Origin of the sequence: Thermoclostridium caenicola (assembly GCF_900142095.1) — a bacterium.
GTDB lineage: Bacteria > Bacillota > Clostridia > DSM-8532 > DSM-8532 > Thermoclostridium_A > Thermoclostridium_A caenicola.
This window is the reverse complement of record NZ_FQZP01000008.1, coordinates 69,420-87,194: the sequence shown is the minus strand read 5'-3', so window position 1 is coordinate 87,194 and position 17,775 is coordinate 69,420. Positions and strand designations below refer to the sequence as shown.

General features: G+C 52.8%; 14 protein-coding genes and 1 riboswitch. Of the genes, 1 reads left to right on the top strand and 13 read right to left on the bottom strand.

The window, feature by feature from the left end; all coding sequences use genetic code 11:
* The coding region (locus tag F3H12_RS04200) for a transposase (RefSeq protein WP_188118368.1) at positions 1 to 401 on the top strand (401 nt) is incomplete at its 5' end.
* 363 nt (positions 402 to 764) lie between these two features.
* Here F3H12_RS04200 and recR read toward each other — a convergent pair.
* The 13 genes from recR to cysS form a co-directional block, all read right to left on the bottom strand.
* Positions 765 to 1,370, bottom strand: coding sequence for a recombination mediator RecR (gene recR, locus F3H12_RS04195; RefSeq protein ID WP_149678110.1), 606 nt, complete (start codon positions 1,368 to 1,370; stop codon positions 765 to 767).
* A 1-nt stretch (position 1,371) separates the two neighbouring features.
* A complete protein-coding gene (locus F3H12_RS04190; protein ID WP_149678109.1) occupies positions 1,372 to 1,716 on the bottom strand; it encodes a YbaB/EbfC family nucleoid-associated protein in 345 nt (114 codons plus the stop codon).
* Between the two features lie 165 nt (positions 1,717 to 1,881).
* Positions 1,882 to 2,850 (bottom strand): ROK family protein, encoded by a 969-nt coding sequence (locus tag F3H12_RS04185; protein ID WP_149678108.1) that lies wholly within the window; start codon positions 2,848 to 2,850, stop codon positions 1,882 to 1,884.
* Between the two features lie 110 nt (positions 2,851 to 2,960).
* On the bottom strand, positions 2,961 to 4,139 hold the full coding sequence (locus F3H12_RS04180; protein WP_188118367.1) for a phosphodiester glycosidase family protein: 1,179 nt from the start codon (positions 4,137 to 4,139) through the stop codon (positions 2,961 to 2,963).
* Positions 4,120 to 4,563, bottom strand: a complete 444-nt coding sequence (locus F3H12_RS04175; protein ID WP_149678106.1) for a rod-binding protein — start codon at positions 4,561 to 4,563, stop codon at positions 4,120 to 4,122. Before F3H12_RS04175 ends, F3H12_RS04180 begins: the two co-directional genes overlap by 20 nt.
* Before the next feature lie 73 nt (positions 4,564 to 4,636).
* Positions 4,637 to 5,440 (bottom strand): flagellar basal-body rod protein FlgG, encoded by an 804-nt coding sequence (flgG, locus tag F3H12_RS04170; protein WP_149678105.1) that lies wholly within the window; start codon positions 5,438 to 5,440, stop codon positions 4,637 to 4,639.
* A 117-nt stretch (positions 5,441 to 5,557) separates the two neighbouring features.
* Positions 5,558 to 6,337, bottom strand: coding sequence for a flagellar hook-basal body protein (locus tag F3H12_RS04165; RefSeq protein ID WP_149678104.1), 780 nt, complete (start codon positions 6,335 to 6,337; stop codon positions 5,558 to 5,560).
* Positions 6,338 to 6,772: 435 nt separating this feature from the next.
* Positions 6,773 to 11,068: an acyl-CoA dehydratase activase gene (locus F3H12_RS04160; RefSeq protein ID WP_149678103.1), complete on the bottom strand. Its 4,296-nt coding sequence runs from the start codon at positions 11,066 to 11,068 to the stop codon at positions 6,773 to 6,775.
* Between the two features lie 170 nt (positions 11,069 to 11,238).
* Complete coding sequence (gene mreB, locus F3H12_RS04155) at positions 11,239 to 12,270, bottom strand: rod shape-determining protein (RefSeq protein ID WP_149678102.1); 1,032 nt, start codon at positions 12,268 to 12,270, stop codon at positions 11,239 to 11,241.
* Between the two features lie 215 nt (positions 12,271 to 12,485).
* The gene (locus F3H12_RS04150; protein ID WP_149678101.1) at positions 12,486 to 13,871 is read right to left on the bottom strand and encodes a beta/alpha barrel domain-containing protein; all 1,386 of its coding nucleotides are present in this window, start codon (positions 13,869 to 13,871) and stop codon (positions 12,486 to 12,488) included.
* 16 nt (positions 13,872 to 13,887) lie between these two features.
* On the bottom strand, positions 13,888 to 15,126 hold the full coding sequence (locus F3H12_RS04145) for a KamA family radical SAM protein (RefSeq protein WP_149678100.1): 1,239 nt from the start codon (positions 15,124 to 15,126) through the stop codon (positions 13,888 to 13,890).
* Between the two features lie 153 nt (positions 15,127 to 15,279).
* A riboswitch (cyclic di-AMP (ydaO/yuaA leader) is annotated at positions 15,280 to 15,429 on the bottom strand.
* Between the two features lie 347 nt (positions 15,430 to 15,776).
* The gene (spoIIID, locus tag F3H12_RS04140; RefSeq protein WP_149678099.1) at positions 15,777 to 16,040 is read right to left on the bottom strand and encodes a sporulation transcriptional regulator SpoIIID; all 264 of its coding nucleotides are present in this window, start codon (positions 16,038 to 16,040) and stop codon (positions 15,777 to 15,779) included.
* A 235-nt stretch (positions 16,041 to 16,275) separates the two neighbouring features.
* Positions 16,276 to 17,721 (bottom strand): cysteine--tRNA ligase, encoded by a 1,446-nt coding sequence (gene cysS / locus F3H12_RS04135; RefSeq protein ID WP_207706801.1) that lies wholly within the window; start codon positions 17,719 to 17,721, stop codon positions 16,276 to 16,278.
* Positions 17,722 to 17,775: the final 54 nt, after the last annotated feature.

Here is a 17,775-nt window from a genome sequence, read left to right as displayed (position 1 = left end):
CGATAATACGGACAATATTTGCCCAGAATGATCAGGAATCTGCGAGGGAACAGTTAAGGCATGTAGTAGATGAGCTTAAAAATCGTTTTCCAAAAGCAATGAAAATTCTTGAAGAAGCAGAAGAAGAAATCCTGGCATATATGGCTTTTCCCCGTGAGCATTGGGCACAGATACACTCCACCAATCCTCTTGAGAGACTTAACCGGGAAATTCGCCGTCGAACGGATGTTGTTTGCATATTTCCAAATCGTGAGGCGGTAATCCGATTGGTAGGAGCAATGCTCATGGAACAAAATGATGAATGGAAAGTAGGGCGGCGCTATTTCAGTCTGGAATCAATGTCAAAGATTACATCGATAAATGAATTTACATTGACACCAGTAGCTTTATTACATAAATGAGGTGAAAAAATGATAAAGTAGAAATCATTTTACACCACTTGACAAGACACTATCGAAAAAATGAAAATAAAGTAGTTGCAAAATTGAGGATTTATAGAGAGTTAAGGAAGAAGGTTTAAGGAGAATTCTTTCCATTTCTTCTCTCCATTTTTACTTCCATTCAATCTCTCAATCCATTGATTTTACTGAATTTAAACCTTATCCCTTATTCCTTTTCACCTTAAAATTCCTAATAAAAAAACATGGCCTACAGGGCTTTTCTTCTCCCTAATAAACCATGTTTCCTAAAAGAACTTTATTTACTCCTTCTCAAACATTTGAAAAATGAAAGGAGTTTATTTGATGTAGACACGACTGACGACCTTATATCTCCCTGCGTCCTTCCAGGGACTTGGCCAGAGTCACCTCGTCGGCATACTCCAGATCCCCGCCCACGGGCAGGCCATGGGCAATGCGGGTGGTTCTGACACCCATGGGCTTTACGAGCTTCGAAATATACATGGCCGTGGCCTCACCTTCCACAGTGGGATTGGTGGCCAGGATGACCTCCTGCACGCCGCCCTGGGCAATCCGCCTGATCAGCGATTTGATATTGATGTCATCGGGTCCGATGCCCTCCATGGGAGATATGAGCCCGTTGAGGACGTGATACTGCCCGCGGAATTCCCGGATCCTTTCCATGGCCGCCACATCCCTTGGGGACTGCACCACGCAGATGACGGACCGATCCCTTTTGTCCGAGGAACAGAGCCGGCAGGGATCCACATCGGTGATATTTCCACACACCGAACAGAACCCGGTCTTGCGCTTGGCGTCAACCAGGGCGCGGGCAAAAGAGACCACCTTCTCCTCGGGCAGGTTCAGCACATGAAAGGCCAAACGCTGCGCGGTTTTATGGCCTATACCCGGCAGTTTCTCGAACTCTTCAATCAGATGTTGTACGGGAGCAGCGTAGAAATAGTAGTCCATATCAGAACAGGCCCGGCAGGTTGCCGAAAGCGCCGGTTATGCCTCCCATAACATTCTTGGCCAGCTCATCGGCCTGCCTGAGGGCTTCATTGACAGCCGCCAGTACCAGATCTTCCAGCGTTTCCACATCATCCGGATCCACGGCATCTTTTGAGATCCTGATTTCCCTGATCTCCTTATGGCCGGTGGCCACAACAGTGACCGCGCCTCCGCCCACGGTGGCCTCAACGGTTTTCTCAGCCAGTTCTTCCTGAGCCTTTGCCATGTCCTGCTGTATCTTCTGGGCCTGCTTCATCAGGTTGCCTATATTGCCTCCCATGCCCATGGGAAACCCTCTTTTTGCCATATGCACTTCTCTCCTTATCCCAAATCAATAAAAAAGGCCTTACCCAACAGCATCCGGTCATTTCTTCGCTTTATGCCGGATCGGCCTTAACAGAAAAGAAGGCCCGGTTCCAGCGCCGGTTGCTTTTGAGTCGCTGGATTAATTATATCATGCTCTATATTATATTCAATAACCCAGGATTTCAGAAATCAGCGCCCGGGCCCCGTACAGCACGGCGTCATCCTTCAGCTGGGAGGCTTTTATCTGCGTCTGGCTGAGCATGGCTGGCCAGGCAAACCGGCCGATATTTTCCGACACAAGCTCCAACACCTCTTTCTCCAGCGCCTCTACAACGCCGCCGCCCAGGATGACCATTTCGGGATTGAAAAGGTTGATCAGGTTGCCGATGCCGACGGACAGATAATATACCGCCCGCCGGAATGTGGAGATAGCCAGCGGATCACCCTGGCGAATCGCTTTTTTCAGATCGCTGCTTTTTATGATGCCGGATCCCTCTGAAAGGACATCCTTCAGCACGGTGGGCGTATTCCCGGCTAACCCGGCCTTTAATTCCCGGGTAATGGCAACCTTGCTGGCATGGGCCTCCAGGCAACCTGTTTGTCCGCATTTGCACAAGGGCCCGTCGGTGTTGATGATCATATGCCCGATTTCGGCACCGGCATATCCGGAACCGATGAACAGCTTGCCGTCGATGATGATCCCTCCGCCGATGCCCGTTCCTACAAAAAGGCCGACCACATTGGCACATCCTCTTGCCACGCCGAACTTCCATTCCCCCAGGACGCCCAAATTCACATCGTTGCCCACCACGAAGGGCGCCTGGAACTCCTCCTCCATCATCCTGCCGAGGGCGTGATTCTGCCAGGGAAGGTTGGGCGCATAACGGACCATGGCATGCTTTGTGTCGATAATGCCCGGCGCGCCGGCCCCAATGGCTTTCAGGTCTTTTATACCCATGCCGCAAGCGGACATGAGCTCATGAACTGTTTTTATGATCTTCCTGTCGACAGACTCCCGTCCCAGTTCCGGACTGGTTTTCTTCTTGACCCTGCAGAGGATTTCATTGTCCTCATTCATGACTGCGCCCAATATCTTGCTTGCGCCGATATCAAGGCAGATAAACCGTTTCCCCATCCCAACCTCCTGTGAAGGCATGAACGCCGCACAGCCATATTCACCGACACGGCGCCGTGCTGTTTTTTCACATTCTACCACGGTCGCAGCGGCCATAATCCGACAAACTGTCATTCCGCCCGAAAAACCACGAAGCACGATGCGATCAGCCGCTCCCGGCCCGCTGACGGCTGGTTGACAATGGTATCTCCGATGATCAACTCGCTGGAAGCCCCGCCATCCAGCATGGCCGCCTGGACAACATCCCTGTCGATCAAGAGATCTGCCAGCTCAGGACCGGTGGCCCCGATGCTGATCTCCCTGTTTCTTCCGTCCACCACCACAAACAGGAGCGTGCCATCGGATTTGATGCCCACTGCGGTCCTTGGCGCGCGTGTGAGGAGGGTGCCTACCCAGGCATCGGAATCAGGACAGACATTCACCCCGTCCCTGACCAGCCAGCTGCCGCATTCATAAGCCGACACATACTCTCCCTCCAGGAGTGGGGTTGTATCCAGATGGGTGTTGAGCGAAACCTCCCGGCCCACAGCCGCAAAATCCCGGAGCCGCTTTTCGGCCTCTGCCCCCACCGCACTGATGAGGAGGCCGTCGGAAGGTATGGCTACGGGTTCTTCGGCCGATCTGAGTTCAGCGATCCTGCCTTCGCGCACGATTGCGCAAAGGTGGGGTTTTTCAATCCTGTCGGTGGAACCGTAAATGGGGGTGAAGACATAGATACCGCCATAGGTGGAATATTGGTTGTAAAACACGGGTTCCAGGGTTTTTCCGCCGGATTCCAGCCAGATCCGCTGCGAGGCATCGGCAAGAAACGCTCCGTCGTCAAGGATGAACAACACCGGGAATCTTCCTGACGCCGGTGTTTTCAGGGTTTTATTGGCATAGATCATTCCGCCCGGAAGTCCGTTGGGATGAGAAAAGCCGCCGTTTACGGCCGCAAGGGCATTGGTGTTCTTCGCCATGACGCTGAGGTACTCATATCCAAAAAGCGTCCTGTGAGAGGTGACCGGCTTGACGCCCACCTGGCCGTTTTTCAGGTCCACCTCCAGCCAATGCATGGTCATGGGCCCGTCAGGGGTTTCCAGCACCTGTTTTTCGTAGCGGAAAGGCTCCCCGGGGTCGGGGGTTTCCTGTGCAGGGACAGGCGAACCGGACTGGGCCGGGGAAGGAGCGGGAGATAAAAAATGCCCGTCCGAAGGTTCCCTGTCCGAACCTCCGAAAGGGCATGACAGCCAAAGTACGGCAATCGTCAGTATCATCAGGCCGAAAAAATTAATCCATCGGTTTTTCAACCATTTCAGCTCCGATCGAAGACTCGCTTTCTGCATCCCCGGTCAGGTCTGCTTCATCACGGGATGTGCCGGATGCAACATAGGTCCTGTCCATCTGGGCGCTCAGCTGCCGGTACATCATATCGGCAATGCCGACACCCCTTTTGCTGCAGGCGCTCATCAGCTCCTCATCCAGCATATCCTGAAAGATGTTCCGGGCGTTGCTTTCTTCAAAAAGCCCGCCCTTGGGCACCGTGGCCTTCATCTGCTTGTAGAGGGTCTGGAGCATGATGCTTTCAAACTGGATGCAGGCTTCCTTTAGTTTTTGCTTGTCATTTTCATTATATGCCTTTCGCAGCGCGGCTTCAAAGTCCGCACTGTCGGTTACCCTACGGGTATCCTGAACATTCTGCATGTATTGCTGGGCAAAACCCTCTATTTTCATAGAAAAACGTCACTTCCCCAAAAAGCGGCCAACCCATCATGCATCATCCGATCCGCATCATGGGCATCCGTCATCAGCGTCTCAGGTTGTTTGCAACCTGCAGCATTTCGTCCGAGGTGGTTATGGCTTTCGAATTCAGTTCATAAGCCCGCTGCGCTGTTATCAGCTTGACCATCTCTTCAACGACCTGGACGTTGGAAGCTTCCAGGAATCCTGTCCGGATGGTGCTGGGATTCTCTGTCTCCTCATCAGGAATGGCCTCTCCCGATGCGGAAGTGGTTCTGTACATATTGCCGCCCACCGCTTCAAGGCCCTGGACATTCTCAAACTGGAACAGTCCGATAAACTGGCCGGTGGACATGCTGGTACCGGTCTCCGGATCCCTGTAGAGAATTTCACCGCTGGGCTCTATGATAATATTCTCAAGATCGGTATCCAGGTAGATCTCCAGGCCGTCCCTGTCCAGAACCGGGTAGCCCTTGGAGGTGGCCAGCATCTTGCCCATATCGGTCATGGACACCTTGAAGCTGCCGTCGCGGGTGTAGTACGGATTTCCGTCCGGACCTCTGACCAGGAAAAAGGCATCGCCCTCGATGGCCATATCCAGCTTGTTCCCAGTCTGCTGGATGGCTCCCATGGTGAAATCGCGGACATTAGCCCGGGCAACCACGCCATGGCCAACCTGCAGATTGACGGGCCTGGTGTTTTCCCCGTCGGAGTAGGCCTGCTGCATGGTCACATACAGCAAATCCTCGAATTCAGGCTTCTCCTTCTTATAGGCCGTTGTGGAAACATTGGCGAGGTTATTGGCGATTGTGTCCACGCTGAACTGCATGGCTTTCATGCCGGTTGCAGCGGTCCAGAGGGATCGCATCATAATCTTTCACCTTTCCTTCTCGGACATCCGTATCCTGATAATTACATCCTGTAGACCTTTATTTCGACATACAACGGACCGGATTGACCTGTCGCCATCCGGCCGGACAAGTCATGCTTAAACCCTTCCGATATCATTGACGGCCCGGTCCAATGTGGCGTCCTGATACTGGATCATCTTCTGGTTGGCCTCATAGGATCTCAGTATGGTGATCATGTCCACCATTTCTTTTACGGCATCCACGTTGGAGCGCTCAATAAATCCCTGGAGGACGGTACCGTTGAACGCACCTTCCTGGGTTTCGTCGGTCACCGCCAGAAGGTTCATGCCGAATTTCCTGAGGGTTTCGGGATTCTCGAACTTCCTGATCCTGAGGGTATCAACCAGTTCGCCGTTCTGGTAGATTTCCCCGTTGCTATTGACATTGAACTCGGTGCCTTCAAGGAATATGGCCCCGTTTTCTCCCATGACCACAAATCCACTTCTGGTCACAAGCCGACCCTGGTCATCCAGTTTGAAGGACCCGTCACGGGTGTAGAATTCCCTGTAGTTGCCTTCGCCATCGGGAACCGCGACCGTAAAGAATGCGCCATCGTCACCGTTGATGGCAAAATCGGTATTGAGGTTGGTGTTTTCAAGAGAGCCCTGGGTGTAATCGGTATACACCTCGGCGATATCATTGAACAAGGCCATCTCGCCAATATCCTGGGGCATGTTCAGCGGACGGTTCGTATTATCGTACAGGCGTTTTGCCAGAACCTCGGAGAATTCCTCGAACACAACGCCGTCCTTTTTAAAGCCGTTGGTGTTCACATTGGCCAGATTGTTGGAAACCACATCCATCTTCCTGTTCAGCGTTATCATGCCGTAACCGGATGTGTACAGCCCTCTTATCATATGTATACCTTCCCTTGTACCGATTTTTGAGCACGCAAATGAACATTCGAGTTCTGAGATATATATCGGTATTTAGGAAATAAATCATTAACACCAAATACTTAAGAAAAATAATGCCACAGAATGTCATAGCGAGGAACGAAAGCGACGGGCAATCTCAATCGCTTCAGTGGCTGCCTGCAATGGCATCTGCCGTGAGGGAGCCCGTAAAGGTCAAGGCCGCATTGCGATAAGGCGCCAAAACAGCCTGTGAGAATGGGATAAGGACGGCTGCTGTTTGAGCGAAGCGAGTTCAGCCGACCCCCATTCGAACAGTTGCTGTTTTGCAGCCGTGCAGCACAGCGGCCGGCTTTACGGGCTCCCTTGGATGATGGGATTGCCGCGCTGCACTTCGTTCCGCTCGCAATGACAGCAAGAGTGCTCCCCCTGCCGTCCTTACTTTGCGCGGCAAATCTCCTTCTTTGTCTCATACAGGCGCGAAACCTGCAGCAGGAAGGCTTCCAGGCGCGACTCAATGAGCTGCGGGAAGGCGTTTCCGTCCGTCTCCACCGAAAGGAAGGGCAGCGACGGCCAGACCTCCATCACCCTGGCTACCAGTTCGGCATCACGGGCGATCTTGCGCTTGTGGGTGTTGAGCCTGTTGGTCACCATGGCCTCCGAAATGCGGGAGGGCATGCACCCAAAGGGCCCCAGAGCCAACACCCCATCCACACTCTCCACGATCTCCGCCAGGGCCGCCCCAACGGTCAGAATGGCTTCACCGGTCAGCCGGGGCGAAATCAGATCCCGGGCAGCCGCTATCAGGTGCTCCACATCGTTTTCAAATACCCTGTAAAAGCCGCAATGGGCAAACATGTTCCTGATCTCGTCCTCAAAGGGGTTCTTGACCATGCAGGTGATCCGATTCTTTATCCGATCAACCCATTGGGACTTGGCAACAAGCCTGTGTTGGACGATATAGTCGCAATACCGGATCCACTCGGCGACAGGCGCTGTTCTGACCCAGAACCCCCGCCTGCTGAGCCGCTCCACCAGCCGCTGCCTGGAGAAGCTGTCGCGCCGGACATAGATCTCGCCGATGAGCGCAATGGACGGGATATCGCCGAGCTCACATTTTCTTGGCAGCTTCGCAAGCATTTCGGCTGCCTGACAAATCTTTCGTTTCAGGACCTTCCACGGATCGCGGGCAATGCTGTCAATCAGGATCTCGGATATTTCCCGGAAAACCTTCGCGCCATGTTCCGGATCCTCGGCGATGGCCAGGATGGCACTGTAGATATCATCCAGCACATCGGACAGGACAATGGAATGCCAGGCGCGCAGGGCGAATTTCACGCCGAATCCTGCGTAGGAATTCTCGGAGGTGAGGGAAAGCATGGTGATCCGGTCATGTTTCTGCTTTCTGACAAGCTCCTGCATCATGACGCTGTACTGGCCGAACCGGCAGGGACCCGAGGTTTCGGGCATGAAATTCACCAGGATGTCCTCCCCGTTCCACTCCTCTTCCAGATACCGCATCAGGCTTCCGGCCGTCAGCAGCAGAGGCAGGCATTCCTTACAGGAAGCCACAGACCTGCCCAGGGCCAGCTCCTTTTCGCCGGGAGGCGGCAGGGGTACGGTTCTGACCCCCACATATTCCAGCGTGGCAGCCAGCATCCTTGCACCGATCTCTCCCATGGATGGCACCAGCACCTTCACCTTCGGATGGGTTAAGGGATACCGGGAACCGTCGGGAAGGACTACTTCCATTTTTCCGGCCCCCGATTCCAGCCGGGCTGTCCGGAAGGGCTCCCCTTCATCACCGATGTGCATGCCGCGGCGCATCATGTCGTCATAGCGCTTTGCCACGTCGATGAAGGCCTCTATGCGCGTATCTACCCCGGCATCGGCGGTATGGGAATCCAGCTCAAGGGTGAGGGAAGGCTTATGTCCCATGATATCCCTGAAATAGCCAATGAGGAAGGAATCGGGACCGCAGCTGAAATTGGTGATATAGGTTCCGAAAAGCCTGTCATGGCGCTTGACGAAGCGTGCGGCTTTCAGTATCCACTGCCCGGAAGCCCAGTACATGTTGTCCTGGGAGTCTTCGGGTTCCACCGGCAGGAAGTCCTGGGGAATGATGCGATAGCCCCGGGAAGCGAACTTCCTGGGGATGCCCATATTGCCCATGCTGGAGAAGGCATTGTAGGGTCGTCCGTACAGCACCACCGCAAAGCTGTCCGGTGAGGCTTCAATCTCTTCCAGCGCTTTTTTCCCGGTTTCCCTGCAGGCCTGGTGGAAGGCTTTCTGCGCCGCAAGACCGGTTTCAAAGGCCAGCCTGGTTTCCCGGTCGCTGTGTCCAAGCCTGCGCCCCATCTCCATGAACTCGGCTTCTGCCGCCTCATAACCCTTTGTCATATCCAGGACCGGGCACAAAACCTCCACTTCCGACAATTCCGGAAAAGCAGCCTTCAGCGTATAGGGCTCCGACTGGACGAAGGGACAGGCCACCCGGACATCGCTGCCCCCGGGAACCGGAAAGGCCTTAATATGGGGTAAAAAGACCACATCGGGCTTCATTTCCAGGAGCGCCTTCAGGGTACCGTGGGCCTGTTCCATGGGCCAGCAGAAGGCGGCTCCCTCCATCAGGCATCCTTCCGGATCGCATGTATCCGGCAGGATGACCTCATAGCCAAGGGTCCTGAAAAAGCCTTCATACAACGGCAGGAGGGTATTGGTCATCAGCGATCGGTTTATGCCCACCCGCTTGCCATTGGGTTTCACCGTTTCGGGCACAAACCTTCCGGCCGTTTCAAAAAGCAGCTTTTCCCTGAGGGACACCAGATCCAGGGAGGCCGCATCCACATCCGGCCGGTGGTTCAGCAGGTTGTAATACTTGTTGCAGGCCCCTCCGAAAGGATAGACCTTACCGTTCAGCCGGATGCGGTTGATGACGCATTTCCTGTCGCATTTCTCCCTGCCTCCGGCACAAACGAAGGGTTCTTCATAGGCCACTTCACGCCCGGCCAGTTCCTTTAAGTCAAAGCTCCTGACGGGAATTTGTCCCATTTCCTGCTGGGACAGGGTTTCCAGCGCCACACCGTAGGCGCCCATCAGCCCGGGTTCCGGCGGCACCACGATCTCCCGACCGGTAAGGGCCGCCATGGCCACCGGCACGGCCTTGTTGTAGCAAACACCGCCCTGCATGAAAACTTTTTTGCCCACCGGGCGGTTTCCCTTAACCCGGTTGAGATAGTTCATGCAGATGGAATAGACCAGCCCGGCCGCGATATCGGCCTTGGAAATGCCGCTCTGGATAGCCGTCTTGATATCACTGCCAATAAAGGCCGCGCACTGGTCGCTGAAGTTCGGCGGTTCATCCCCTGCCAGGGCCAGATCGCCGATCTCTTCCGTCCGGATATTCAGGGATTCCAGGGCAGACTCCTCCAGGAAGGACCCGGTGCCCGCCGAGCAGGCCTCGTTCATGGCATAATCCGATGCCACACCGTTGGTCAGATAGGTGTACTTGGCGTCCTGGCCGCCGATCTCGAAAAGGGTATCCACTTCCGGATCGAAATGGGCCGCTGCCCGGGCATGGGCGATGATTTCATTGATCACCGCAGGCGTCAGCGCATGGAGTCCGGCAATCTGCCGTCCCGATCCGGTAACCCCAAGACCGGTTATGGTGACGGGAACATCAACCTGGGAAGCAATCTCCGCATAGCATTTCCGGGAAGCGCCCACCGGATCACCGTTGGTGCGAAGGTAGACGCCTGCCAGGATGGCCTTGTCCTTTCGCCGCACCAGGACGGCCTTGGTGGTGGTGGAGCCCACATCAAGCCCCAGCACGCAGTCATCCCCGGCCCTGGCCTTGTCCCGCACTGTTTCCATAAACCTGACCCTGGAAAGGGCATCCCTCAGTGGCGGATGCTTGGGGAAGTTCCGCTCCCCTGACGCAAACAGGTTGCCGACCTGCGGGATGGGCTTGGTTTCATGGGTCAGAGCCCACAGCGCCGCGCCCAGGGCTTCAAAACAGCGGCTGTGCTCAGGGATGGCCACATCAAACCCGTCCTCTTCCAGAAACCTTACCATGATGCGGTTTGAGGCGCTTCCGCCCACCAGGAGGACCGTGCCCGGGTCCTCTTTTTTCAGAAGCTCCGCTATCTTCCCGGCCATCATCCTGCAAAGGCCGGATACCACACGGGATTTTGGCGCTCCCTTGTTCAGGGCATGGGTGCAGTCGCTCTTGCAGAAAACGCTGCATCTTCCGGCGACCTTGTACGGGTTCCGGGCATCGGCTACAGCCATGGCCTCTTCCACCGAAAGGTCCATCCGCTTAAGCTGCTGGAGAAAGAACTCGCCCGTTCCGGAAGCGCATTTGTTTCCGCTGCGCACACCGATCACGCGGCCGTTACCGTCCAGCTTGTACACCATGACGGTCTCTCCGCCCGCGCTTACCAACGTGCCGGCCTTTTTCCCGGTGGTTTTGGACCACCAGCGGTAAGCCTCCTCCAGGGCTTCAGGCTCCGGTATGCTGGTGGCGTTGACCAGGTGCCTGAGCTTGCGTCCCGTGATCACCACCCTGTCCGGCCGATCAGCAAAACCCTGGCAGAATAGCTCGGACAGTATTTTTCTCGGATTCCCCTCATGGGGAATGGCCTGCGTTCTTTCAACCTCAACCGAATTGCCGTCCGTTCGTATCTCCGCTATGGTGATAGTGGATGCACCCACACAGATTCCTGCTGTTTTCATGGCATGACTCCTTGCGGTTTTGGGTTCAAAACCATAATAAAATCCCCCATTCATGTCAAGAACAAGGGTGAAACAAAGGGGCAACCCTGTTTTCAGAACTGCCCCGCTTCTTTATGGTGATCCATTTGCCTGCTATAATCCAGAGATATACCCTTCTCTGCGGGCCCGGCTCAGAAGATGTATCCGGAACTTCTGGCCATTTCATTGGCACGAAGCAGGTCCAGATTTTCAAGCACCTTACCGGTTCCCAGGGCCACTGCCGAAACCGCATCGTCGGCAATGATGACCTTGATGCCCGTCTTATGCTCCAGCAGCTTGTCCAGACCATATACCAGACTTCCGCCGCCGGTCATAACAATTCCCCGATCACTGATATCGGCTGCCAGTTCGGGCGGTGTCCTTTCCAGTACCGAATGGACAGCCTCAACCACGCTGGACACCGGCTCTTCCAATGCCTCCATCAATTCGGAGGACGACACCGTGATGGTTTTGGGAAGACCGGAGACCAGGTTCCGTCCGCGGATATCCATGTAGACCTCCTGGGGTCTGGGGAATACCGTTCCGATGTTGACCTTCAGATCTTCGGCGGTCCGCTCACCGATCATGATGTTGTGCTTCTTGCGCATGTACCGCACAATGGCTTCATCAAACTTGTCGCCGGCAACCTTGATGGAAGTGCTGACAACCGTACCACCCAGGGAAATAACGGCTATGTCGGTGGTACCGCCGCCAACGTCCACGACCATGCTTCCGCAGGCCTTGGTAATGTCAATTCCGGCGCCGATGGCTGCGGCAATGGGTTCCTCTATCAGATAAGTCTTTCGGGCGCCAGCCTGAACAGCGGCGTCCTCCACAGCCCGCTTTTCCACTTCTGTGACACCGGAAGGCACGCAGATCATGACGCGGGGCTTAAAGAGCCTGAAAAAACTGGATGCTGTCACCTTGTTCAAGAAGTATTTCAGCATTCTTTCGGTCACGTGGTAGTCGGATATGACCCCTTCCCGAAGCGGGCGGCAGGCCACAATGTTGCCCGGCGTCCGGCCAAGCATTCGACGCGCTTCCTCTCCGACTGCCAGTATCTTGTCAGTGTTCTTGTCGATGGCGACGACCGAAGGTTCACGGAGGACAATGCCCTTCCCCTTGACATATATCAGTACCGAAGCGGTTCCCAAATCTATTCCGATGTCCATTCCAAGGCCCAAAGTATACAACCCCTTTGCTTACATTTCTTAACATGTACTCATAACAATCTTAGCAATATCGCCGTATGATTACAAGTCTGAATTTCAGCAATACCGGGGCTTCCGGGGCATCCGACATCGATCTGAAAACCCATGGTATGCGAAAAGCCGGTTTTCCCGGCTTTTCCACTTTTTCTTACATTTTTTGTGTCAGCTTAAGGAATATGTTAAAATTTTTACTCCACCCTGCTCTGCCTGAGAGAAAGCAGTTCCGGGAAATATTCCTTGGCCAGCTGCTCCATTTCGGAATCCCCGATAACGGTCGTTCGTCCGTTCTCATATTCCTTATCTATCCACGCCTTGATCCTGGCCACCCTTTCATCCTTCTTGTCAATGGCCATATCCCCTTTAAGGTGGAAATAGCTGTTGATCCAGGCCGCCACCCCGGCAAGACCGGAATGGGCGTCGATGACCACCACAGGGGGTCTTCCCAGGATTTTGGTGGTGTCAAAGATGTTGTAGATCTCTTCATCTTTCAGAAGGCCATCCGCATGAATGCCGGCCCGCGTGGCATTGAAGGCCCGGCCTACAAAGGGGGTTCTGGGCGGAATCTCATAGTTCAGCTCGTTCTCGAAGTATTCGGCGATCTCGGTGATCACCCGAAGATCCATGCCGCCCGTATCACCCCTGAGCTGGACATATTCCATGACCATGGCCTCCAGCGGGGTATTTCCGGTTCTCTCACCGATGCCCAGCAGGGAGGTGTTGACATTGGCCGCACCATAGAGCCAAGCAGTGGTGGAGTTGGTCACCGCCCGGTAGAAATCATTGTGGCCATGCCATTCCAGCCACTCGGAGGGCACTTCCCCGTAGTTGACCAGACCATAAATGATCTGCGGAACGCTTCTGGGCAGTGCCACGCCGGGGATGCTGACCCCCAGGCCCAGGGTATCGCAGGCCCGGATCTTCACAGGCAGCCCGGCCTGCCTGGACAGCTCCATGAGCCGGTTGACGAAGGGCAGCACAAAGCCGTAGAAGTCCGCCCGGGTGATATCCTCCAGGTGGCATCTGGGCACGATGCCCGCATCCAGCGCCGCAGAAACGATGCCCAGGTACTGTTCCATGGCCTGGCTTCGGGTCATCTTCAGCTTCTTGAAGATATGGTAGTCCGAGCAGGAAACCAGAATACCCGTCTCCTTGATCCCCATATCCTTTACCAGCTGGAAATCTTCCTTCTTGGCTCTTATCCATGAGGTGATCTGGGGATAGTCGTAGCCCTTCTCCATGCACTTGACAACGGCCTCCCTGTCCACCTTGGAATACAGGAAGAACTCGCTCTGTTTGATGATGCCGCTGCCGTTGTCCAGCTTATGCAAAAGATCAAACAGTTTGCTGATCTCCTCAACCGTATAGGGGGAGCGTGACTGCTGCCCGTCCCTGAAGGTGGTGTCGGTAATGTAAAGCTTTTCAGGAATGTTCATGGGCACGACTCTGTGGTTGAAAACCAGCCTCGGGACCTCATTGTAAGGGAAAATATTGCGAAAGAGGTTCGGATCCTGAACATCCCTGAACTGGAATTCGATCTCCATCATCTTGCTGTACTTATTGAACTTGACGTTCATCGTAAATTCTCCCCCTTTACCGGATTTCATTCTGTATGGTGAACACTTTTCCTTGCCAGCTTCTGAACACCGCTTTGTCTTTACCGATATAGCACAGATAATTAGGAAGGATGGGCGTTTTGCCGAGGCCTTTGGGTCCGTTGACGATATAGGTGGGAACGGCCATGCCCGACGTTCTTCCCCTCAGATAGTCCATGATCTCAAGGCCTTCTTCCACCCTCACCCAGAAGTGTGACGTGCCCTTGACCGTCTTGGGATGGAAGATGTAATAGGGCTTTACACGGATGGTAAGCAGCGCCTGGTTCAGCTTGCAGACCACATACTTGTCATTGTTGACGCCATTGAGCAGCACCATCTGGTTGCCAAGGGGGATACCCGCGTTGGCCAGCTTCTCACAGGCTGCCTTGGACTCCTCGGTGATCTCCCTGGGATTGTTGAAATGGGTGTTAACGTATATCGGATGGTATTTTTTCAGGATGTTGACCAAACTGTCGGTGATCCGCTGGGGCAGCGTAACCGGTGCCCTGGTCCCAAACCGGATGATCTCCACATGGGGGATGCTTCGGAGTTCCTCCAGCATCCATTCTATGGTGGCATCGTCATGCATAAAAGCGTCACCGCCGGTGATCAGAACATCCCGGATCTCCTTGTTCTTCCGCACATAGTCTATGGCTTTTCCGATCTGTTCCCGGTCCGCATGGGCATCATGCTCGCCGATCATCCTCCTTCTCTGGCAGAACCTGCAATACATGCCGCAGATATTGGTAACCTTGATGATAAGCCTGTCAGGATATCTCCGGGTGATAAGCTCTTCCGGAGTCCAGCCCGCTTCATCCATAGGATCAAGCTCGCCCTGATCATTCAGCTCATCGAAGGAGGGGATGGCCTGTCGTCTGACCCCGCAGGACGGATTGTCGGGATCGATGACCGACAGATAATATGGAGAAATTGCAAACCGGTACCTTTCCCCTACCGCTTTGATCCTGTCTGTTTCTTCCGCCGACAGCCCAAGCATTTCGGCGATATCTTCAGCCCGTGTGAAACGATTCTTAAGCTGCCATCTGTAATCCTTCCACTGCTCTTCGGTGGCTCCCAGCCTTTCCATAATCCTTGCCTTCTGCCGGGCAATCTTCTCCCGGTCCTCAAGGCCGGTCTTTATGGTACCTTTCACCTGTTCATACGTTTCTATGCTGCGCTTCAGTTCCTCAAACCGGTTGCCATTGTTCTCCCGGTACACATCATAAACTGTACCCATATCTCCGACCCCCTTTCGAATGTTTTAGAAAAAAGAAGAACCCCGTCCTGCCAACCAAACGCATTGAAGGCAGGAATCGGGGAACCAACGTCACGACTAAAAAAGCGATTATCACCAACCCTAGTGAGAATCGCTTCAAAGGCAGAAAATAACCATCCTTCCCTTCAAAGCTTCCGAGGTTAGCTGACGGATTCGGGCCGAAAGGAATTAGCCCTACCGGAAATAATTTCCGGATTCACCCCATGAATTGGTTCCCCCGTATCCTGTCCAAGAAAGCAGACAGGAATTCAGCACTTCAACCATATTCAGTTTCAGGGACATAATATGATGAGTATATTATATCATTTTGGAACCTATTGGTCAAATGCTTTCCAGGAAATAATCAGACGCGGTTGACATGTGCAGATGGCGGGCAGCCCATCAAATCTTTTTTCGTTGGCATCGCTCATTGGTATTCCGCTTTTCCTGCTCGCCGGGATTGCCTGGTCATTCATAATGTGGGATATCAGGTACCCTAAAAAGTAGCTGCTTGAACGGCCTCGTTCAAACATGATGGCTCAGAATGCGAAAGGGCTCCGCCGGATATGCATGTGCGGCTTGCGGGAGCGGGACATGCCTGAGCCGTCATAAAATATGCAAAAAGTCGGTGTTTAACCGACTTTTCTGCCTTCCCTTCCATATTTGAGCCTTGTTGCTTCACCTCCGCGGATATGCCTTTCCGCTTTGTTTTCGTCGAGTATCCTTTTCACCTGCTTTGCCATAAATGGATCAAGCTTTGCAAGCCTCTCTGTAACATCCTTGTGCACCGTGCTTTTGCTGATACCAAAATTCTGTGCAGCTGCTCGGACAGTCGTCCTGTTTTCAATGATGAAGTTCCCAAGCTCTAAGGCGCGCTCCTCTATGTAATGTCTCATGCGCCTGCCTCCCGCACAGCGCCGATACCACGGCTTGATGTCCCGATACTATCTATATGAGGAAGGCTAGTACGCTATACCCGCAAACACAAAGATTGTGTTGTCCTTATTCTGATATGTATGATTCTCTATGAAAAAAACTCGCCGTTGTGCTAAAAACCGGCGAGTTTAATCTTATTTATTCATATGAAACAATAGTGTATGCGGAATAATCCTTTTTTATGCCACTTCTATTTCAGAAGGCAATATCCCACTCAGTCACGCCTTTTTTATCGATAACCACTATACCTTTATTGGCCAAATATTCCTTGATGGCATCCGCGTTGGCATAGTCCTTTTTTGCCTTGTAATCACTTCTCAGGTTAATGCGGGATTGAATTTCCTCTACAGTGATACCGTGTTTGGTCAAATATTTATCCCGTATCAACTCAATCACTTTTTGCGGATCATGCTGCAAAATCCCCAGCACTCTGTAATTATCAATGATGGCTTGTTTCATTGCCTTCAGGCTGCCAACATCTTTTTTCTTCTCAAGCATCTGCTTCATTTTTGAGAAGTAGCCGAACAGATTGGCAATGGCAACGGCCGTATTGAAATCATTGCTCATGGCATCCCGGAATTCATTCTCTATCTGCGATTTCGCGTCATCATTTTGCTGGCTGTCGCCGGTGGCTTCTTCATCGGTCAGTTGATCAATTTCATTCAGTATTTTATAAAAGCCGTAAATATGCTTTTCATTGGTCTCAAAAATGCCATCGACAATATTCAAATCCGATTTGTAGTTGTTTTGCAGCAAGGTAAAACGTATAATGTCAGGATGATAATTATCCAGCAACTCTTTCAGCGAAATCCCATTCCCCAGGGATTTACTCATTTTTTGGCCATTAATCTTTACAAGGCCATTGTGAATCCAATACCTGGCAAATGGCTTTCCTGTGCGCGATTCCGATTGTGCAATCTCATTCTCGTGATGAGGGAAAATCAAGTCTTTTCCGCCACCATGAATGTCAATGGTTTCACCCAGGTATTTCATGCTCATGGCTGAGCATTCAATATGCCAACCAGGACGTCCTTTGCCCCATGGAGATTCCCAGTAAATCTCACCCTCTTTTGCGCTTTTCCACAGGGCAAAATCCTGACTGTCAATCTTCCCTGGTTCAACCTCTTTCCTGACGCCGCTGATTTCTTCCTCAACCAGCCTGTTTGAAAGCTTGCCGTATTGGGGGAACTTTTTCACCGAAAAGAAGACATCGCCATATTCCGTCGCATAGGCATATCCCTTATTGATGAGTTCCGATATAAACTCAATCATTTCCTCAATATTTTCAGTGGCCCTTGGCTCAATGGTAGCATTTTCAATGCCCAGGCGCTTCAGTTCCTCATCTGTCTTTATCACCATCTTGTTGGCATATTCCATCGCCGGAACATTCAGTTCCCTGGCCTTATTGATGATTTTATCATCCACATCCGTATAATTCCTTACATAGGTAACACGGTATCCGCAATATTCCAGGTATTTTCTGATGACATCAAATATAACCGCCTGGTATGCGTGACCGATATGGGCATCTCCAGATACGGTTATCCCGCAGGCATACATTTTGACCTGTCCTTCTTCAACAGGAACAAATTCTTCCTTTTTTCTGGTCAACGAATTATAGATCAATATCGGCTTATCCATACTGCTTTCCTTTCCTCTACCCCTGTGAAGTTTATTATTATATTATACCAAATT

What these genes read in the sequence shown, in the direction of transcription:
- F3H12_RS04190 (WP_149678109.1), bottom strand. Translation starts at nt 1,716, where the DNA reads ATGGCAAAAAGAGGGTTTCCCATGGGCATGGGAGGCAATATAGGCAAC.
- F3H12_RS04185 (WP_149678108.1), bottom strand. Translation starts at nt 2,850, where the DNA reads ATGGGGAAACGGTTTATCTGCCTTGATATCGGCGCAAGCAAGATATTG.
- F3H12_RS04175 (WP_149678106.1), bottom strand. Translation starts at nt 4,563, where the DNA reads ATGAAAATAGAGGGTTTTGCCCAGCAATACATGCAGAATGTTCAGGAT.
- cysS (WP_207706801.1), bottom strand. Translation starts at nt 17,721, where the DNA reads ATGGATAAGCCGATATTGATCTATAATTCGTTGACCAGAAAAAAGGAA.
- recR (WP_149678110.1), bottom strand. Translation starts at nt 1,370, where the DNA reads ATGGACTACTATTTCTACGCTGCTCCCGTACAACATCTGATTGAAGAG.
- F3H12_RS04160 (WP_149678103.1), bottom strand. Translation starts at nt 11,068, where the DNA reads ATGAAAACAGCAGGAATCTGTGTGGGTGCATCCACTATCACCATAGCG.
- flgG (WP_149678105.1), bottom strand. Translation starts at nt 5,440, where the DNA reads ATGATGCGATCCCTCTGGACCGCTGCAACCGGCATGAAAGCCATGCAG.
- F3H12_RS04145 (WP_149678100.1), bottom strand. Translation starts at nt 15,126, where the DNA reads ATGGGTACAGTTTATGATGTGTACCGGGAGAACAATGGCAACCGGTTT.
- F3H12_RS04165 (WP_149678104.1), bottom strand. Translation starts at nt 6,337, where the DNA reads ATGATAAGAGGGCTGTACACATCCGGTTACGGCATGATAACGCTGAAC.
- spoIIID (WP_149678099.1), bottom strand. Translation starts at nt 16,040, where the DNA reads ATGAGACATTACATAGAGGAGCGCGCCTTAGAGCTTGGGAACTTCATC.
- F3H12_RS04150 (WP_149678101.1), bottom strand. Translation starts at nt 13,871, where the DNA reads ATGAACGTCAAGTTCAATAAGTACAGCAAGATGATGGAGATCGAATTC.